The following is a 16,994-nucleotide window of genomic DNA, read 5'->3' as shown; positions in this document are numbered from 1 at the left end:
TTTTTTAATGATTCACAATTACAAATAGGTAAGCATTATGAATGAAAACAGAATGCTGGGGTTAGCCTATATCTCCCCCTATATTATAGGGCTGATAGTTTTTACCGCTTTCCCCTTTGTTTCGTCATTTATCCTCAGTTTTACTGAGTATGATTTGATAAATCCACCTGAATTTACGGGGCTAGAAAACTATCACCGTATGTTCATGGAAGATGATCTTTTTTGGAAATCAATGGGCGTCACTTTTGCCTATGTATTTCTGACCATTCCATTGAAATTAATCTTCGCACTGTTAATTGCGTTTGTACTTAATTTCAAATTACGTGGTATCGGTTTCTTCCGTACTGCTTACTATGTGCCTTCTATTCTGGGTAGCAGCGTGGCAATCGCCGTTCTGTGGCGTGCTCTGTTCGCCATCGATGGCTTGCTGAACAGCTTCCTCGGCGTATTTGGCTTTGACGCTATCAACTGGCTGGGCGAACCTTCGCTGGCACTGATGTCGGTAACCCTGCTGCGCGTATGGCAGTTTGGTTCCGCCATGGTTATCTTCCTTGCTGCATTGCAGAACGTTCCGCAATCACAGTACGAAGCCGCCATGATCGACGGTGCATCCAAATGGCAAATGTTCCTGAAAGTAACGGTACCGCTGATTACGCCAGTTATTTTCTTTAACTTTATCATGCAGACCACTCAGGCATTCCAGGAGTTTACGGCACCTTACGTCATCACTGGCGGTGGTCCAACGCACTACACCTACCTGTTCTCGCTCTATATCTATGATACAGCGTTCAAGTATTTTGATATGGGCTATGGTGCTGCACTGGCATGGGTTCTGTTCTTGGTTGTTGCGGTATTCGCGTCTATCTCCTTTAAGTCGTCGAAATACTGGGTGTTCTACTCCGCTGATAAAGGAGGAAAAAATGGCTGACATGCATTCAAACCTGACTACAGCACAAGAAATTGCCGCTGCAGAAGTACGCCGTACGCTGCGTAAAGAGAAACTCAGTGCCACCATCCGTTACGTGGTTCTGCTGTTCGTTGGCTTGCTGATGCTTTACCCACTTGCGTGGATGTTCTCAGCGTCGTTCAAACCGAACCATGAGATATTCACGACACTGGGTCTGTGGCCAGAACACGCCACATGGGACGGTTTCGTCAACGGTTGGAAAACCGGTACGGAATATAACTTCGGTCACTACATGATTAACACTTTCCAGTATGTGATTCCGAAAGTGGTTCTGACCGTCATCTCCTCAGTGATTGTGGCTTATGGCTTCGCTCGCTTTGACATTCCGTGGAAGAATTTCTGGTTTGCAACGCTGATTACCACCATGCTGTTGCCAAGCACCGTACTGTTGATTCCGCAGTACCTCATGTTCCGTGAAATGGGCATGCTGAACAGCTATCTACCACTGTATTTGCCGCTGGCGTTTGCAACACAAGGGTTCTTTGTGTTCATGCTGATCCAGTTCCTGCGTGGTGTACCACGTGATATGGAAGAAGCTGCCCAGATTGATGGCTGTAACTCCTTCCAGGTGCTGTGGTATGTGGTCGTGCCGATTTTGAAACCAGCCATCATCTCTGTTGCGCTGTTCCAGTTCATGTGGTCAATGAACGACTTCATCGGTCCGCTGATTTATGTCTATAGCGTGGATAAATATCCGATTGCGCTGGCGCTGAAAATGTCTATCGACGTTACTGAAGGCGCTCCGTGGAATGAAATTCTGGCCATGTCCAGCATCTCCATTCTGCCATCCATTATTGTTTTCTTCCTGGCACAGCGTTACTTCGTACAAGGCGTGACCAGCAGCGGAATTAAAGGTTAATAGAGGATTTATCATGGCTGAAGTTATTTTCAATAAACTGGAAAAAGTATACACCAACGGCTTTAAAGCGGTTCATGGCATCGACCTGACCATTAAAGACGGTGAATTCATGGTTATCGTCGGCCCATCTGGCTGTGCGAAATCAACAACGCTGCGTATGTTAGCGGGTCTGGAAACCATCAGCGGTGGTGAAGTTCGCATCGGTGAACGCGTTGTTAACAATCTGGCGCCGAAAGAGCGTGGGATTGCGATGGTGTTCCAGAACTACGCGCTCTACCCTCACATGACGGTAAAAGAGAATCTGGCGTTTGGCCTGAAGCTGAGCAAATTGCCTAAAGATCAAATTGAAGCGCAGGTAGCTGAAGCGTCCAAGATTCTGGAACTGGAAGACCTGATGGATCGTCTGCCGCGCCAGCTGTCTGGTGGTCAGGCACAGCGTGTGGCCGTAGGCCGCGCCATCGTTAAAAAGCCGGATGTGTTCTTGTTTGACGAACCGTTATCAAACCTGGATGCCAAACTGCGTGCCTCCATGCGTATCCGTATTTCCGACCTGCATAAGCAATTGAAGAAAAGCGGTAAAGCAGCAACAACGGTATATGTTACCCACGATCAGACTGAAGCAATGACCATGGGTGACCGTATCTGCGTGATGAAACTCGGTCACATCATGCAGGTCGATACGCCGGACAACCTGTACCACTTCCCTGTCAACATGTTTGTTGCTGGCTTCATTGGCTCACCAGAAATGAACATTAAGCCGTGCAAACTGGTCGAAAAAGACGGTCAGATTGGCGTTGTTGTGGGTAATAACGCGCTGGTGTTAAATGCTGAAAAACAAGATAAAGTCCGCAGCTATATCGGACAAGACGTATTCTTCGGTGTTCGCCCAGACTATGTTTCCGTGTCAGATACGCCATTTGAAGGCAGCCACTCACAGGGTGAGCTGGTTCGCGTAGAAAACATGGGTCACGAATTCTTTATGTACATTAAAGTCGATGGCTTTGAATTAACCAGCCGCATTCCTTATGACGAAGGTCGGCTGATTATCGAGAAGGGACTGCATCGTCCGGTATATTTCCAGTTCGACATGGAAAAATGCCATATTTTTGATGCAAAAACAGAAAAAAATATCTCTCTTTAACAGGAGTAGTAACCGATGAAAAAAGCGATCCTACACACGTTAATAGCTTCATCTCTGGCGTTAGTGGCAATGCCATCGTTAGCCGCTGATAATGTTGAATTGAGAATGTCCTGGTGGGGCGGCAACAGCCGTCACCAACAGACGCTCAAGGCTATTGAAGAGTTCCATAAGCAACACCCAAACATCACCGTGAAAGCGGAATACACTGGATGGGACGGTCACCTGTCTCGTCTGACAACACAGATTGCCGGTAACACCGAGCCAGATGTGATGCAGACCAACTGGAACTGGCTGCCGATTTTCTCTAAAAACGGCGATGGTTTTTATGATCTGAATAAAGTTAAAGATTCTCTGGATCTGACCCAATTCGAATCAAAAGAGCTGCAAAACACCACGGTCAACGGCAAACTGAACGGTATTCCAATTTCTGTTACTGCTCGTGTGTTCTACTTCAACACCGAAAGCTGGAAAAAAGCGGGTCTGGAATATCCTAAAACATGGGACGAGCTGCTGAACGCCGGTAAAGTGTTCAAAGAAAAACTGGGCGACCAATACTACCCTATCGTGTTGGAACACCAGGATTCTCTGGCATTGCTGAACTCTTATATGGTTCAGAAGTACAACATTTCAGCCATTGATGTAAAAGCTCAGAAATTCGCCTACAGCGATGCGCAATGGGCTGAATTCTTTGGCATGTATAAGAAATTGATCGACAGCCATGTCATGCCTGATGCGAAGTACTATGCCTCTTTCGGCAAGAGCAACATGTATGAGATGAAGCCATGGATTAATGGTGAATGGTCTGGTACTTACATGTGGAACTCCACCATCACTAAGTACTCTGACAACCTGCAACCACCAGCAAAACTGGAATTGGGTAGCTACCCAATGCTGCCAGGTGCGAAAGATGCCGGCTTGTTCTTCAAACCTGCACAGATGCTGTCTATCGGTAAGTCGACGAAGTATCCTAAAGAGTCTGCTCAGTTGATCAACTTCCTGCTGAACAGCAAAGAAGGTGCTCAGGCTCTGGGTCTGGAACGTGGTGTTCCGTTGAGTAAAGCGGCTGTTGCTCAGTTGACTGCTGATGGCGTCATCAAAGATGATGCACCAGCGGTTGCCGGGTTGAAACTGGCGCTGTCTCTGCCACATGACGTTGCTGTTTCTCCTTATTTCGACGATCCGCAAATCGTTTCTCTGTTTGGTGATACCATTCAGTCTATCGATTACGGTCAGAAATCTGTTGAAGACGCAGCGAAATACTTCCAGCGTCAATCTGAGCGTATTCTGAAACGCGCAATGAAATAAGTAGTACTCGATTTACTCTGTAATTCATCCCTGCCGCACCGCCGGCAGGGATTTTTTCATTTAAATTAAAACATCCACTATATTCAACTCGATCTCCCTCACAATTTGAAACCCTATTTTACTTTTTGTTACTCAAGACGATCTCGATCACAGAACGTAGTTTAATAATAAATAAAATAGAACTTGTCCCAAAAAGCATAATGCGCCTTTCGAAATAAAGTATTAAGCATCATCCTAACCAGTAGGGAATATAACAATGAAATTTAAATTACTAGCTCTGGCTGTTACGTCATTAATTAGTGTAAATGCAATGGCCGTAACCATCGATTACCGTCATGAAATGCAAGATACCGCTAAAGGTGATCATAAAGATCGTCTTTCAATGTCTCACCGTTTTGATAATGGCTTCGGGCTTTCCGTAGAAGCTAAATGGAAAAACGGTGACTCAACACCAGATAAACCTCTTAATGAGCCGGTAAGTAACGGTACAGAAGTAAAAGCTAGTTATGCCTATAAAATCAATGACACATTCTCTTTAGAGCCCGGTTTAACGTTTGAGTCAAATAATACAAGCAGCACCTACAAACCGTACTTAACCGGTAAAGTTAACATAGTTAAAGATCTCTCTTACTCATTACGTTATCGCCCTTACTATGCCCGTACAAGCGGCAACATTGGCAAAGCCAATACATCAGAGAATGGCTATAACCTCACTGGTACATTAAGTTATAAATTCCTGAAAGATTTTGGTATCAGTTATGAAACTGATTATAAAAAATCAAACAGAGCGAATAACTATCAGGCCGATAACGAAACATGGAAAATTGATCACAACGTAAAACTGTCCTACAAGTGGGATAAAAACTGGACGCCTTATGTAGAAGTCGGAAATATTGCTGCTGATAAACTCAGCGATGAACGTCAGACTCGCTATCGTGTAGGTATTCAATACAACTTCTAATAATGGCCTTGTTATTTAAATAAGCATTATTAGTTGGTAAAAGGGATGTTATTGTTAATTGTTTACTTGGTTTTTCTTTTATCATTAACATCCTTTTATTACGATATCGGTTGTTGGTTAAGCAAGTTAGTTACGTTTCTTTGTTACATACGATCGAGTTAATATTTTTTAGCTACATGCGTTTTAGCTGTTGGAATTGCTGTGTCTGATTTACCCTCTTCGTGTATGAATGTTACTTCTTTATTAAATTTTGCGGTTCAGGGTAGTCATTTTTTCTCCGATGTAATGGCTACCCTATTTTTTATCATCGCCCACCCCCTTTCCCTTTGTCAGGTGATCTATCATGATTGTTCGTTCTCTGCTTGTCGGGGCCATTATGATGTCTGTAAATGGATTAAGTTACGCCCAACCTGTTTTTCCTGTCTGGCCACACGGTGATGCACCAGGAGCTTCTTCTTCAACGGTACAGCCGCAAGTCGTCGAACGAAGTAAAGATGCCTCTCTCCCTGACCGAGCGGCGATGGGTATTCGCAGCCCCGAAATTACCGTTTATCAGGCAGAGAAACCTAATGGCATCGCATTACTCATTACGCCCGGCGGTTCTTATCAACGTGTCGTGCTGGATAAAGAAGGCAGCGATTTGGCACCGTTCTTTAACCAGCAGGGTTACACACTTTTCGTCATGACCTATCGCATGCCCGGCGAAGGCCATAAAGAGGGCGCTGATGCCCCACTGGCTGATGCACAGCGAGCAATAAGAACACTGAGAGCCAATGCTGATAAGTGGCACATTAACCCACAGCGCATTGGTATTATGGGGTTCTCTGCTGGTGGTCACGTTGCCGCTAGCCTCGGAACCCGATTCGCACAATCCGTTTATCCTGCGATGGATGCCATTGACAGCGTAAGCGCACGTCCTGACTTCATGGTCTTGATGTACCCCGTGATTTCCATGCAAGCCAATATTGCGCACGCTGGTTCACGCAAACAATTAATCGGTGAACAGCCAACGGAAGCGCAGGTGGTTCGTTATTCTCCAGAGAAACAGGTTACGGCTCAAACGCCCCCTACGTTTCTGGTACATGCCGTTGACGATCCGTCAGTCTCTGTTGATAACAGTCTGATCATGTTTAGTGCACTGAGAGGGGAAAAAATTCCGGTTGAAATGCATCTCTTTGAGAAAGGTAAACACGGCTTCGGTCTACGCGGTACTAAGGGACTTCCCGCAGCAGCATGGCCTCAACTGCTGGACAATTGGCTGCAAGCTTTGCCCGTAGAACAGCCCAAAACCGCACCATAATAAAGATATATACCCTAAATCATCCGGGTTTCAGGACAAACGTAAACGTTTGAACGCTGCTTGCAGCGGCCCCAACGAGGCGAGGCTCATGGATGAGCCGAGTAGTGAGTACAGCCAACGCACATGCAACTTGCGGTATGACGGGTATAGCGTAATAAATCGTTACGCTGTCACCGCTTCCGCAGACAGAGATAATCTCTTATACTGTATAAAATAACAGTTTTATTTGAGAAGTTTCATGACTGCGGAAGGACACCTGCTTTTTTCTGTTGCCTGCGCGATTCTGGCTAAAAAAGTTGAGTTATCGCCAGCGCTGGCTACCGGAGATTGGTGGCACATTATCCCTGGAGCACTCCTTACCGCGCTGCTACCCGATATCGATCACCCAAAATCCGTTCTTGGACAACGCCTGAAGTGGCTTTCTACACCGATCGCGCGGCTTTTTGGTCATCGGGGATTTACTCACAGCCTCCTTGCTATTGCTACGGGTATTTTCTTTATTCAGACGCGCCTACCACCGAGCTGGCCGATTCCGACTGATGCCTATCATGCCATGATCGTCGGTTATCTTAGCCATATTCTCGCCGACATGTTGACCCCCTCCGGCGTTCCCCTACTCTGGCCGTGCCGCTGGCGTTTCCGCGTGCCGATTTTAAACAGCCAAAAAGGTAATCAATTAGAGCGCTTCCTGTGTCTTGCCTGTATCGGTTTTTCACTGTATCAACCACAAAAGAATTTAGATTGTTGCACCTACGAGCAGTCATTTCGCTTCTTACAGTCAGCGCAAACGTACCTCTTTCAATACGTGAAATAACCACGCTGCCTGGCGTAATACCCTAAATAATTCGAGTTTCAGGACAAAACGTTAGCGTTTTGAACAACACAAAGTGTTGGCCCTTTAGGGCGAGGCGTATTTATGCGCCTCGTAACGCGGCAAGAGAAGGACAAATTCGTCAGGAACGAATTTGACCAGCCAACGGCTGGCCTTCGGTGAGAGACAGGATGTCTCTCATTTCATCCCGATGAGCTTACTCAGGTAAGTGATTCGGGTGAGTGAGCGTAGCCAACGCACATGCGGCTTGAAGTATGACGGGTATAGACATATCTCTGTAACATGATGGCAAAAGACCTGTTATCCTGTGCGCGTTTGTTATTTTTTATCGCAAAAAATCACACCGCCTCCACCGTTCTGCACTACTGCGCAGGATCGTGGGCAATGTGTTGCGATTCACTGATAGGGAGCAAAGCCGGATGAATTTTCCGCTACTCATAAATATTCTGCTATTTGTCGCATTACTGTTCGGATTAGGCTATGCCAGCCGCAATCCATCCTGGAGTCTGGCAAAGAAGGTATTGCTGGGTTTGGTTGTTGGGGTGTTATTTGGTCTGGCGCTGCATCTGATTTATGGCGGCGACAACCCAGTAGTTAAGCAGTCCATCTCATGGTTTAACATCGTCGGTAATGGCTATGTACAGCTGTTACAAATGATCGTGATGCCGCTGGTATTTATCTCCATTCTCAATTCCGTTGCCAAACTGCATAACGCCTCATCATTAGGGAAAATCAGCGTTTTGACGCTTTCCACTTTGTTGATCACCACGCTTATTTCTGCGCTGGTCGGCGTTTTTGTCACCAATCTGTTTGGCCTGACGGCAACCGGACTGGTACAAGGTGCGCAAGAAACTGCACGATTAACGGCAATTGAAAGCAATTACGCAGGCAAAGTTGCTGATCTTAACGTTCCTCAGCTTATTCTGTCATTCATCCCTAAAAACCCGTTTGCTGAACTGACTGGCGCTAACCCAACATCTATCATCAGCGTCGTCGTTTTCGCGGCTTTCCTTGGCGTTGCAGCGTTACAACTACTGAAAGATGATGCAGTGAAAGGCGAACGTGTGTTAACCGCCATCGACACACTGCAATCCTGGGTAATGAAGCTTGTTCGTCTGGTGATGAAGTTAACCCCTTACGGCGTCATGGCGCTAATGACCAAAATGGTTGCTAGCTCTAACCTGCAAGACATCCTCAAACTGGGTAGTTTTGTTGTTGCATCCTATCTGGGGTTGGCAATAATGTTCGGCGTCCATGCGCTGATTTTGTCTTTTACCGGTATCAATCCGGCGCGTTTTTATCGCAAAGTTTGGCCGGTACTGACATTTGCGTTTACCAGCCGTTCCAGCGCAGCGACAATTCCACTCAGCATTGAGGCGCAAACGCGCCGCATTGGCGTACCGCAATCTATCGCCAGCTTTGCGGCGTCTTTCGGTACGACAATCGGTCAAAACGGCTGTGCCGGGCTTTATCCAGCGATGCTGGCCGTGATGGTCGCACCAACGGTGGGAATCAACCCTCTGGACCCAGTCTGGATTGCAACACTGGTTGGCATTGTTACCATCAGTTCCGCTGGCGTAGCCGGCGTAGGCGGTGGTGCCACCTTTGCCGCGTTAATCGTTTTACCCGCGATGGGGTTGCCAGTCACGCTCGTTGCTTTGCTAATCTCCATTGAACCGCTTATAGATATGGGACGTACCGCGCTCAACGTTAGCGGATCGATGACGGCAGGAACCGTCACCAGCCAGTTGATGAAGCAGACGGATAAAACGGTTTTCAACGCGCAGGATGACGCGGAATTGACACACCGCTAAGCCATGTTGCAGCACAAAAGAAAACGCCGACGGCTCATGCTGTCGGCGTTTTTTTATGACGGACATCCTTATCCATCACCCCACGAGTCGTTGCTACGCAACGTTGAAAAACGTTCCCTACGTTTTTTTATGACGATGTCGTGCAATCAGGTTACTTAGCGCTGTGGATTGGTGTCATAAGCCTGACAGGTTTGGAAACCTTTGTTGAGGACATGCCCCGTATCGTTGTAGCTCACAAAATAGTTCTGCGCAGTCCCATCACGGTTTTTCAGCAGATAATCACTACAGGTACCCTTGGCATTCACCAGCCTTTTTTCCATTCCACTGCCTGCGAGTTGGTGGACCTGCTGCTTCGTCATTCCCACCTTCACATCTTTCACTACGGGCTCATTAACATAGCTTTCTGCTTTGTTATAAGCCGAACATCCCGCCAGCATGACAGCACCCGCTGCCGCAATACACACCAGTAATCTGTTATTCTTCATCTCATCACCTCATTATTAATGGGTCACCCTAAGGCTAGTCGGCGGCGACCACTTTTTCAAATCATAGCGTGGATATGTAACCTATTGGCCGATAGTCAAAAAACGTGTATCTATAGGGAAAATGACTACCTGACAGCTTGTTCTTTTTCTTCACGTCGATTCGTTTTACACTCAAGTAATCGTAATAATTCTTTTTCAGTATCAATAAGTTCAGGAGGGAGATGGCATGTCATTACAAAACGACATTATCACGGCGCTGGGAGTGAAAAGTAGCGTCGATCCAGCACAGGAAATCCGTGTCAGCGTTGATTTTTTAAAGAATTATCTGAATGCTCACCCGTTTGTTACGTCGTTAGTGTTGGGTATCAGCGGCGGTCAGGATTCTACCCTGACAGGCAAACTGTGCCAGACGGCTATCACGGAATTGCGCAATGAAACGGGAAATTCTCGCTATCAATTTATCGCTGTCCGGCTACCTTACGGCGTACAGGCTGATGAAGCTGACTGTCAGGATGCCATCGCCTTTATCCAACCCGATCGCGTACTCACCGTAAATATCAAGCCTGCAATCGAAGCCAGTGAAGCCACATTACGAGCCATTGGCGTCGAGCTTTCTGATTTTGTCAAAGGCAATGAAAAAGCCAGAGAGCGAATGAAAGCACAGTACAGCATCGCAGGTATGAATGCAGGTCTTGTCGTTGGTACCGATCATGCAGCAGAAGCAGTAACGGGCTTTTTCACCAAATACGGAGATGGCGGTACCGATATCAACCCGATTTTCCGGCTGAATAAGCGTCAGGGTAAAGCGCTGTTGCGCGAGCTGGGCTGCCCTTCCCATCTTTATACCAAAGCCCCAACGGCCGATTTGGAAGAAGATCGTCCCGCCCTTCCCGATGAAGTTGCACTGGGCGTGACCTATGAAAAGATCGACGATTATCTGGAAGGTAAGCAGATCGACGCTAACGATGCGGCCACGATCGAGAACTGGTATCGCAAAACGGAGCACAAGCGTCGTCCGCCTATTACCGTATTTGATGACTTCTGGCAGTAAACCCTCACTATAAAATACCACCGGACGCTGACAACAACGTCCGGTTCAAACTTGATTCCTTCTGCACGCACTTTACGACACCGTCACGTATTCAGGTGGTAGGACAAAGTATTAGCGTTTTGAATAACGTGAAGCGTTGGTTCATCAGGGCGCAGCCATGGAAAGACCAAGCAGTGCAACCAACGTGCAGGCAATTTGAAGGATGGCAGGGATAAACATGACACCACAGCGCGCCACGCTCACAGGCTTACTCGCAATCATTCTATGGAGTACATCCGTTGGGCTTATCCGCAGCCTGACAGAGGCGCTCGGCCCTATTGGGGGAGCGGCAATGATTTACTCCACCAGCACGCTATGCTTACTGGCTTTTTATGGCCTTCCGCGCATTAACACGCTACCCAGAATCTATTTGTTCGCGGGCGGTGCGCTATTTGTCTGCTATGAAATATTTCTGTCTCTGTCTATCGGATTAGCCGATAGCCGCATGCAAGCGATGGAAATCGGAATGATTAACTATCTGTGGCCCAGTTTGACCATCCTTTTTTCTCTTTTTATCAATCAACAGAAAAGCCGTCTGCTGCTCTGGCCAGGCCTCGCACTCGCACTGGGTGGTATCGTCTGGATTATGAAAGGAGAAAGTGACTGGACACCCGAGCGCTTGTGGAACAACATTCTTGCTAACCCGTTGGCCTACAGTCTGGCATTTTCTGCGGCCTTAACCTGGGCGCTATACTGCAATATCACCAAGCGTTATGGGCAGGGAAAAAGCGGCGTATCGTTGTTCTTCTTCATCGCTTCGCTCGTGCTATGGATTCAGTATTCCTTCAGTGCCGAAGGGCCGATTTCATTAACGTTGCCGAGTTCGCTGGAATTGCTCTTTATGGGAGCATCAGCCGCGTTGGCTTATTCAGCATGGAATGCTGGTATTCAACACGGCAATCTGACGCTGCTGGCAACGGCCTCTTACTTCACGCCCGTACTTTCCACATTGCTGGCGGCGATCTGGCTCAATATCACGCCCGCCATTTCGTTTTGGCAAGGCGTCGCAATGGTCACAGCAGGCTCATTACTCTGTTGGTATGCGACACGGTCGCCCACGCGCTGATCCGTTTCCGGTTAGATTCTCTGACCAATAAAAACCTTAATCTGCTCGCGGTCACATTCTTCTCGCTAACCTGTTATAGTCACTTTCACATTTCGTTACCTAAAAAAGTCACACATGTTAAGCCGTTTCTTTTCGTACTATTCTCCCTATAAAGGGTTATTCGTCCTCGATTTTGGCTGTGCCATTATCGCAGGCCTGCTTGAATTAGGGTTTCCGATGGCGATTAAAGCGTTCATCGATAAACTGTTGCCTGCTCAGGATTGGTCCCTGATTCTGTTAGCGTCAGTGGCGCTATTGGCAGTATATCTGCTGAATACCGCGCTGATGGCTATCGTCAACTATTGGGGACATGCGCTGGGCGTGGGGATTGAAACCGACATGCGCCGGCAGGCGTTTGAGCACCTGCAAAATTTGCCGTTCCGTTACTACGACAATATGAAGACCGGGCATATCATCACGCACGTCACCAAAGATCTGGAAGAAGTGGGGGAAATCGCCCACCACGGCCCGGAAGACTTGTTCCTCGCTATTATGACGTTTATTGGCGCATTTATTCTAATGGCGACGGTTCACCTGAATCTGGCGCTGCTGACGATTGTTATCGTGCCTTTCATGGGATATCTCGTTAGCCGCTATGGCGCACGAATGACGGAAACCTGGCGTCAGCTCTTCGGTCAGGTGGGCAATTTCAACGCCCGTATTGAAGAGAGCGTGGGCGGTATCCGTGTCGTTAAAGCTTTCGCTAATGAAGCCCATGAGAAGAAACTGTTCTCTAACGACAATGAAAACTATCGCCGCACCAAATTGCAGGCCTACCGCATCATGACCGCCAGCATGACGCTCAGTTACCTCAGCACGCGCCTGATACAGCTTATCGTGATGCTGGCAGGTATTTGGTATGTCATTCAGGGCGAGCTCACCTACGGCGGTTTTATCGGTTTTCTGCTGCTGATTGAAGTTTTCTTCCGCCCCGTTGCCAAAATTACCTCTGTGCTGGAGAGTTATCCCAAGGGCATTGCGGGATTCAAGCGCTTTACTCAACTGATCGATACGGTTCCCGAGATTGCCGATGCCCCTGATGCGCATGATGCAGGGCCTCTGAAAGGTAATATCGAGTTTAAACAGGTAGGCTTTGGTTATTCCGCCGAACGCCCAATTCTGCGTAATATCGACCTGTCAATTCGTGCGGGAGAAACCGTCGCGTTTGTTGGCCCGTCCGGTGCAGGCAAAACCACACTTTGCTCTCTACTACCCCGCTTCTACGATTTAACCAACGGAGCCATCACCATTGACGGCATGGATATCCGCCAGATGACACAGGCGTCACTGCGCAGCCAAATTGGCATCGTACAGCAGGATGTTTTCCTATTCGGCGGCACCATTCGAGAAAACATCGCCTACGGAAAACTTGGTGCCAGCGATGATGAAATCATGGAAGCTGCACGACGAGCCAGATTAGATGAACTGATCGAAAATCTGCCTGAAGGGCTGGATACCGTAGTCGGCGAACGCGGTGTTAAGCTGTCGGGTGGGCAAAAGCAGCGTTTGTCTATCGCGCGAATCTTCCTGAAAAACCCGCCGATCCTGATTCTCGACGAGGCGACGTCCGCACTAGATACGGCAACGGAGCAGGCGATACAGCAATCGCTTAGCGAACTATCCGCAGGACGCACCACGTTGGTTATCGCGCATCGACTGGCAACCATACAGAACGCGGGGCGTATTGTGGTAGTGGATAATGGCAGCATCATTGAACAAGGCAGCCATCAAGCGTTGCTGGAACAAAGTGGCATTTATGCGACTTTGCATCAGGCACAATTCGGTCAGGCCTGATACCTTCTTTTCTTCGGCGAGGGTTCTCCTCGCCTTTTTCTCTCTCAGCCTTTTACACGTTGATGTGACTTAAGAGGTTTCCCTTGCTATAAATTGCATTTAAAATACACCTATTATAATTTCATCAGGACATAACGCACATGGCGAGAAAACCCCTGGGAAAATACCGACAGCGGGAGATCCGTACCGTCGGGTTGATGATCGAACTGTATGAAAAGCACCACCCAGAAACCGACGACAGCACACAGTATAAAGACCTGTTTAGCTACGCCATCAAACGTCTGGAGCGCTGTCATTTTGGTGAAGAGAAGCCCGCATGTAAGCATTGTCCCATCCACTGCTATCAGCCAGCCAGACGTGAAGCAATTAAAGCGATTATGCGCTGGTCTGGGCCGCGAATGCTGCTACGTCACCCTATTTTGGCAATACGCCACTTAATTGACGATCATCGACCCGTGCCAGACTATCCCAAAAAAGAGACCTCGCCAAAAGCGCGAACCTGACGGACAACCCGTTCTTCGCAGCAGACGGAGCCGATAGGTATCGATCTGACGTTAAAAAAGTAGATGACGTTGAAATAGATAAAATGAAGGCAAATAAGAGAGGAAAAGGCCGCTTACGCGGCCTTTTTGAGTGACACAGTTACTCTTTGGGAGAGGCGTTCTCTACCCTGCTTTTCAGCTTTTGCCCCGGACGGAACGTGACCACACGGCGCGCCGTAATCGGAATATCTTCGCCAGTTTTTGGGTTACGTCCAGGACGTTGGTTCTTGTCTCGCAAATCAAAATTGCCAAAACCTGACAACTTGACCTGCTCGCCATTTTCCAAAGCGCGACGAACTTCTTCAAAAAATAGCTCGACTAGGTCTTTGGCATCCCGTTTGCTCAGCCCGAGCTTCTCAAACAGGTATTCTGACATTTCAGCTTTAGTAAGCGCCATAGGTTCAATCCCTCAAGGATGCTTGGAATCGCTGTTTTAATGCTGCTACGCACTCAGCAACGGTAGCGGCAATTTCCTCTTCTGCCAGTGTACGCGTGGTATCTTGCAGGGTCAGGCTGATAGCCAGACTCTTATAACCTTCCGCTACGCCCTTCCCTCGGTACACGTCGAATAAGTTTACGCCAACTAACTGATTTGCGCCAACTTTCTTACACTCGGCCAAAATATCACCCGCAGGGACATTTTCAGCGACCACAACGGCAATATCACGACGGTTCGCAGGGAAGCGGGAAATCTCGTTCGCATCAGGCAATACGCGGTCTGCAACCTTATCCCACAACAATTCGAACACCACGGTGCGCCCGTTAAGATCCAACTTGCGCTCCAGCTCTGGGTGAATAACGCCAATAAATCCAATGCGTTCTCCGCACAGATAAATAGCAGCACTTTGTCCTGGATGCAATGCCGGATTATTTTCGGCTTTGAATTCAATCTGAGACAATTTGCCCGTCAATGCCAGCACCGCCTCTAAATCGCCTTTTAAATCATAGAAGTCAACGGCCTGACGCGCCAGATCCCAATGTTCTTCATAACGCGTGCCGGTAATCACACCCGCCAGCATCAGATCCTGGCGAATACCCAGGTCAGCACTGGTGTCCGGTACAAAACGCAGACCACTTTCAAACAGACGCAGGCGACTTTGTTGACGGTTTTGGTTATACACAGCGGCGCTCAGTAAGCCACTCCACAGTGATAAACGCATCACCGACATCTCTGCTGAAATCGGGCTCGGCAGACTCAGCGAAGCTTCCTCAGGGTGGATTAACCCCTGAATTTTCGGGTCAACAAAACTGTAAGTAATTGCTTCCTGATAGCCATGATCGACTAATAGTGCCTTAACACGCTTCAATGACAATGACGCTTCACGATGCGCGGTCATGATCAACGGAGCCTGAGTAGGAATATTCGGAATGTTGTTGTAGCCGTAAATACGCGCGACTTCTTCAACCAGATCTTCTTCGATTTCCATGTCAAAGCGCCAGCTCGGTGCAGTCGCCTGCCAGCCGGTGTCAGTTTTCACCACGTTACAGCCTAAACGTTGCAGGATATCGCTCACCTGCTCATCGGCAATCACATGGCCAATCAGACGATCCAGCTTTTCACGACGCAGCGTAATCGTTGCGCGCGTTGGCAAATCAGCGTCGCTGCTGACATCAACGACCGGGCCTGCTTCACCACCACAGATTTCAATCAGCAAACGAGTGGCGCGTTCAATAGCTTTGTGTTGCAACGCCGGATCAACACCACGCTCGTAGCGATGAGAGGCATCGGTATGCAAACCGTGGCGACGTGCGCGTCCGGTAATCGACAGCGGGTTAAAATAGGCACATTCCAGCAGAACGTTTTGCGTTTCTTCATTGACGCCAGAATGCTCGCCGCCAAAGATACCGCCCATTGCCAACGCATTCTGCTGGTCAGCAATAACCAGCGTATCGGCGTTCAGCTTCGCTTCGTTACCATCCAGCAGCGTCAGCGTTTCGCCTTCTTCCGCCATACGCACAATAATGCCGCCGTTGAGACGGTCAAGATCGAATGCGTGCATCGGCTGACCGAGTTCCAGCAGAACGTAGTTGGTCACGTCCACCACGGGATCGATAGAGCGAATACCGCAACGGCGCAGCTTCTCACGCATCCACAGCGGCGTTGCAGCCTTAACATTGATACCTTTCACGACACGGCCTAAATAACGCGGACATGCCTGAGGCGCATCAACCTGAATCGGGAAGGTGTCCTGAATCGTCGCAGCAACGGGCTCAATAGTCGGTTCATTCAACGCCAGTTGATTCAATACGGCCACATCACGCGCCACGCCGATGATGCCTAAGCAATCAGCACGGTTTGGTGTCACACTGATTTCAATCGCGTTGTCATCTAACTTCAGGTACTCACGAATATCCGTGCCAATCGGTGCGTCCGCTGGCAATTCAATGATGCCATCATGATCGTCGGAAATGCCCAATTCGGAAAATGAGCACAGCATACCTTCAGACGGCTCGCCACGCAGTTTGGCGGCTTTGATTTTGAAGTCGCCAGGCAGCACGGCACCTACCGTCGCCACCGCCACTTTCAGACCCTGACGGCAGTTCGGCGCGCCGCAAACGATGTCCAGCAGGCGATCGCCACCAACGTTCACTTTTGTCACACGCAGTTTATCTGCATTCGGGTGCTGCCCACATTCAACCACTTCACCGACAACCACGCCGTGGAATGCGCCAGCAACAGGCTCAACGCCATCTACTTCTAGCCCAGCCATCGTGATTTGTTCGGATAGTGTTTCACTGTCAACCGCCGGGTTTACCCACTCGCGTAACCAGAGTTCACTGAATTTCATGATGTATACC

Annotated in this window: 15 protein-coding genes; 12 read left to right on the top strand and 3 right to left on the bottom strand. The window is 48.4% G+C overall.

Translation table 11 applies throughout. The features are described from left to right. Window positions 1–37 precede the first annotated feature (37 nt). The 8 genes from EDI29_RS02645 to EDI29_RS02610 all read left to right on the top strand — a co-directional run bounded on the left by EDI29_RS02645 (window position 38) and on the right by EDI29_RS02610 (window position 9,179). The gene (locus tag EDI29_RS02645; RefSeq protein ID WP_039286676.1) at window positions 38–928 is read left to right on the top strand and encodes a carbohydrate ABC transporter permease; all 891 of its coding nucleotides are present in this window, start codon (window positions 38–40) and stop codon (window positions 926–928) included. Next, window positions 921–1,826: a carbohydrate ABC transporter permease gene (locus EDI29_RS02640; protein WP_039480553.1), complete on the top strand. Its 906-nt coding sequence runs from the start codon at window positions 921–923 to the stop codon at window positions 1,824–1,826. Before EDI29_RS02645 ends, EDI29_RS02640 begins: the two co-directional genes overlap by 8 nt. A gap of 13 nt (window positions 1,827–1,839) precedes the next feature. Beyond that, entirely contained in the window at window positions 1,840–2,967 is a 1,128-nt protein-coding gene (locus EDI29_RS02635) for an ABC transporter ATP-binding protein (protein WP_137739610.1), read from the top strand. Window positions 2,968–2,982: 15 nt separating this feature from the next. After that, window positions 2,983–4,272 (top strand): ABC transporter substrate-binding protein, encoded by a 1,290-nt coding sequence (locus EDI29_RS02630; RefSeq protein ID WP_137739609.1) that lies wholly within the window; start codon window positions 2,983–2,985, stop codon window positions 4,270–4,272. A gap of 256 nt (window positions 4,273–4,528) precedes the next feature. Continuing rightward, window positions 4,529–5,233, top strand: a complete 705-nt coding sequence (locus EDI29_RS02625) for an oligogalacturonate-specific porin KdgM family protein (RefSeq protein WP_137739608.1) — start codon at window positions 4,529–4,531, stop codon at window positions 5,231–5,233. Window positions 5,234–5,576: 343 nt separating this feature from the next. Beyond that, window positions 5,577–6,533, top strand: coding sequence for a pectin acetylesterase PaeX (gene paeX, locus EDI29_RS02620; RefSeq protein ID WP_137739607.1), 957 nt, complete (start codon window positions 5,577–5,579; stop codon window positions 6,531–6,533). 238 nt (window positions 6,534–6,771) lie between these two features. Next, entirely contained in the window at window positions 6,772–7,347 is a 576-nt protein-coding gene (locus EDI29_RS02615; RefSeq protein ID WP_137739606.1) for a metal-dependent hydrolase, read from the top strand. Window positions 7,348–7,784: 437 nt separating this feature from the next. Next, window positions 7,785–9,179: an L-cystine transporter gene (locus EDI29_RS02610; protein WP_137739605.1), complete on the top strand. Its 1,395-nt coding sequence runs from the start codon at window positions 7,785–7,787 to the stop codon at window positions 9,177–9,179. A 155-nt stretch (window positions 9,180–9,334) separates the two neighbouring features. On the opposite strand, the gene osmE is transcribed toward EDI29_RS02610, so the two are convergent. Beyond that, window positions 9,335–9,664, bottom strand: a complete 330-nt coding sequence (gene osmE / locus EDI29_RS02605) for an osmotically-inducible lipoprotein OsmE (protein ID WP_137739604.1) — start codon at window positions 9,662–9,664, stop codon at window positions 9,335–9,337. A 226-nt stretch (window positions 9,665–9,890) separates the two neighbouring features. On the opposite strand from osmE, the gene nadE reads away from it, so the two are divergent. The 4 genes from nadE (at window position 9,891) to EDI29_RS02585 (ending at window position 14,156) form a co-directional block, all read left to right on the top strand. Further along, window positions 9,891–10,715: an ammonia-dependent NAD(+) synthetase gene (gene nadE / locus EDI29_RS02600; protein ID WP_137739603.1), complete on the top strand. Its 825-nt coding sequence runs from the start codon at window positions 9,891–9,893 to the stop codon at window positions 10,713–10,715. A 217-nt stretch (window positions 10,716–10,932) separates the two neighbouring features. Further along, window positions 10,933–11,820 carry an aromatic amino acid DMT transporter YddG gene (gene yddG / locus EDI29_RS02595; RefSeq protein ID WP_137739602.1) on the top strand — a complete coding sequence of 296 codons (888 nt, stop codon included), beginning with the start codon at window positions 10,933–10,935 and terminating at the stop codon, window positions 11,818–11,820. Between the two features lie 114 nt (window positions 11,821–11,934). Further along, window positions 11,935–13,653 (top strand): ABC transporter ATP-binding protein, encoded by a 1,719-nt coding sequence (locus EDI29_RS02590; RefSeq protein WP_137739601.1) that lies wholly within the window; start codon window positions 11,935–11,937, stop codon window positions 13,651–13,653. Window positions 13,654–13,793: 140 nt separating this feature from the next. Next, complete coding sequence (locus EDI29_RS02585; RefSeq protein ID WP_137739600.1) at window positions 13,794–14,156, top strand: nitrous oxide-stimulated promoter family protein; 363 nt, start codon at window positions 13,794–13,796, stop codon at window positions 14,154–14,156. A gap of 139 nt (window positions 14,157–14,295) precedes the next feature. Here the strand turns inward: EDI29_RS02585 and ihfA are convergent, their stop codons facing one another. Together ihfA and pheT are read right to left on the bottom strand one after the other, a co-directional pair. Further along, the gene (gene ihfA, locus EDI29_RS02580; RefSeq protein WP_005968881.1) at window positions 14,296–14,592 is read right to left on the bottom strand and encodes an integration host factor subunit alpha; all 297 of its coding nucleotides are present in this window, start codon (window positions 14,590–14,592) and stop codon (window positions 14,296–14,298) included. Window positions 14,593–14,596: 4 nt separating this feature from the next. Further along, complete coding sequence (gene pheT, locus EDI29_RS02575) at window positions 14,597–16,984, bottom strand: phenylalanine--tRNA ligase subunit beta (protein WP_137739599.1); 2,388 nt, start codon at window positions 16,982–16,984, stop codon at window positions 14,597–14,599. Window positions 16,985–16,994: the final 10 nt, after the last annotated feature.

Origin of the sequence: Pectobacterium polonicum (assembly GCF_005497185.1) — a bacterium.
GTDB classification, from domain to species: Bacteria; Pseudomonadota; Gammaproteobacteria; order Enterobacterales; family Enterobacteriaceae; genus Pectobacterium; species Pectobacterium polonicum.
The sequence above is the reverse complement of the archived record's forward strand: the minus strand, read 5'-3'. Positions and strand labels throughout refer to the sequence as shown.

What these genes read in the sequence shown, in the direction of transcription:
- EDI29_RS02645 (WP_039286676.1), top strand. Translation starts at nt 38, where the DNA reads ATGAATGAAAACAGAATGCTGGGGTTAGCCTATATCTCCCCCTATATT.
- EDI29_RS02640 (WP_039480553.1), top strand. Translation starts at nt 921, where the DNA reads ATGGCTGACATGCATTCAAACCTGACTACAGCACAAGAAATTGCCGCT.
- EDI29_RS02635 (WP_137739610.1), top strand. Translation starts at nt 1,840, where the DNA reads ATGGCTGAAGTTATTTTCAATAAACTGGAAAAAGTATACACCAACGGC.
- EDI29_RS02630 (WP_137739609.1), top strand. Translation starts at nt 2,983, where the DNA reads ATGAAAAAAGCGATCCTACACACGTTAATAGCTTCATCTCTGGCGTTA.
- EDI29_RS02625 (WP_137739608.1), top strand. Translation starts at nt 4,529, where the DNA reads ATGAAATTTAAATTACTAGCTCTGGCTGTTACGTCATTAATTAGTGTA.
- paeX (WP_137739607.1), top strand. Translation starts at nt 5,577, where the DNA reads ATGATTGTTCGTTCTCTGCTTGTCGGGGCCATTATGATGTCTGTAAAT.
- EDI29_RS02615 (WP_137739606.1), top strand. Translation starts at nt 6,772, where the DNA reads ATGACTGCGGAAGGACACCTGCTTTTTTCTGTTGCCTGCGCGATTCTG.
- EDI29_RS02610 (WP_137739605.1), top strand. Translation starts at nt 7,785, where the DNA reads ATGAATTTTCCGCTACTCATAAATATTCTGCTATTTGTCGCATTACTG.
- osmE (WP_137739604.1), bottom strand. Translation starts at nt 9,664, where the DNA reads ATGAAGAATAACAGATTACTGGTGTGTATTGCGGCAGCGGGTGCTGTC.
- nadE (WP_137739603.1), top strand. Translation starts at nt 9,891, where the DNA reads ATGTCATTACAAAACGACATTATCACGGCGCTGGGAGTGAAAAGTAGC.
- yddG (WP_137739602.1), top strand. Translation starts at nt 10,933, where the DNA reads ATGACACCACAGCGCGCCACGCTCACAGGCTTACTCGCAATCATTCTA.
- EDI29_RS02590 (WP_137739601.1), top strand. Translation starts at nt 11,935, where the DNA reads ATGTTAAGCCGTTTCTTTTCGTACTATTCTCCCTATAAAGGGTTATTC.
- EDI29_RS02585 (WP_137739600.1), top strand. Translation starts at nt 13,794, where the DNA reads ATGGCGAGAAAACCCCTGGGAAAATACCGACAGCGGGAGATCCGTACC.
- ihfA (WP_005968881.1), bottom strand. Translation starts at nt 14,592, where the DNA reads ATGGCGCTTACTAAAGCTGAAATGTCAGAATACCTGTTTGAGAAGCTC.
- pheT (WP_137739599.1), bottom strand. Translation starts at nt 16,984, where the DNA reads ATGAAATTCAGTGAACTCTGGTTACGCGAGTGGGTAAACCCGGCGGTT.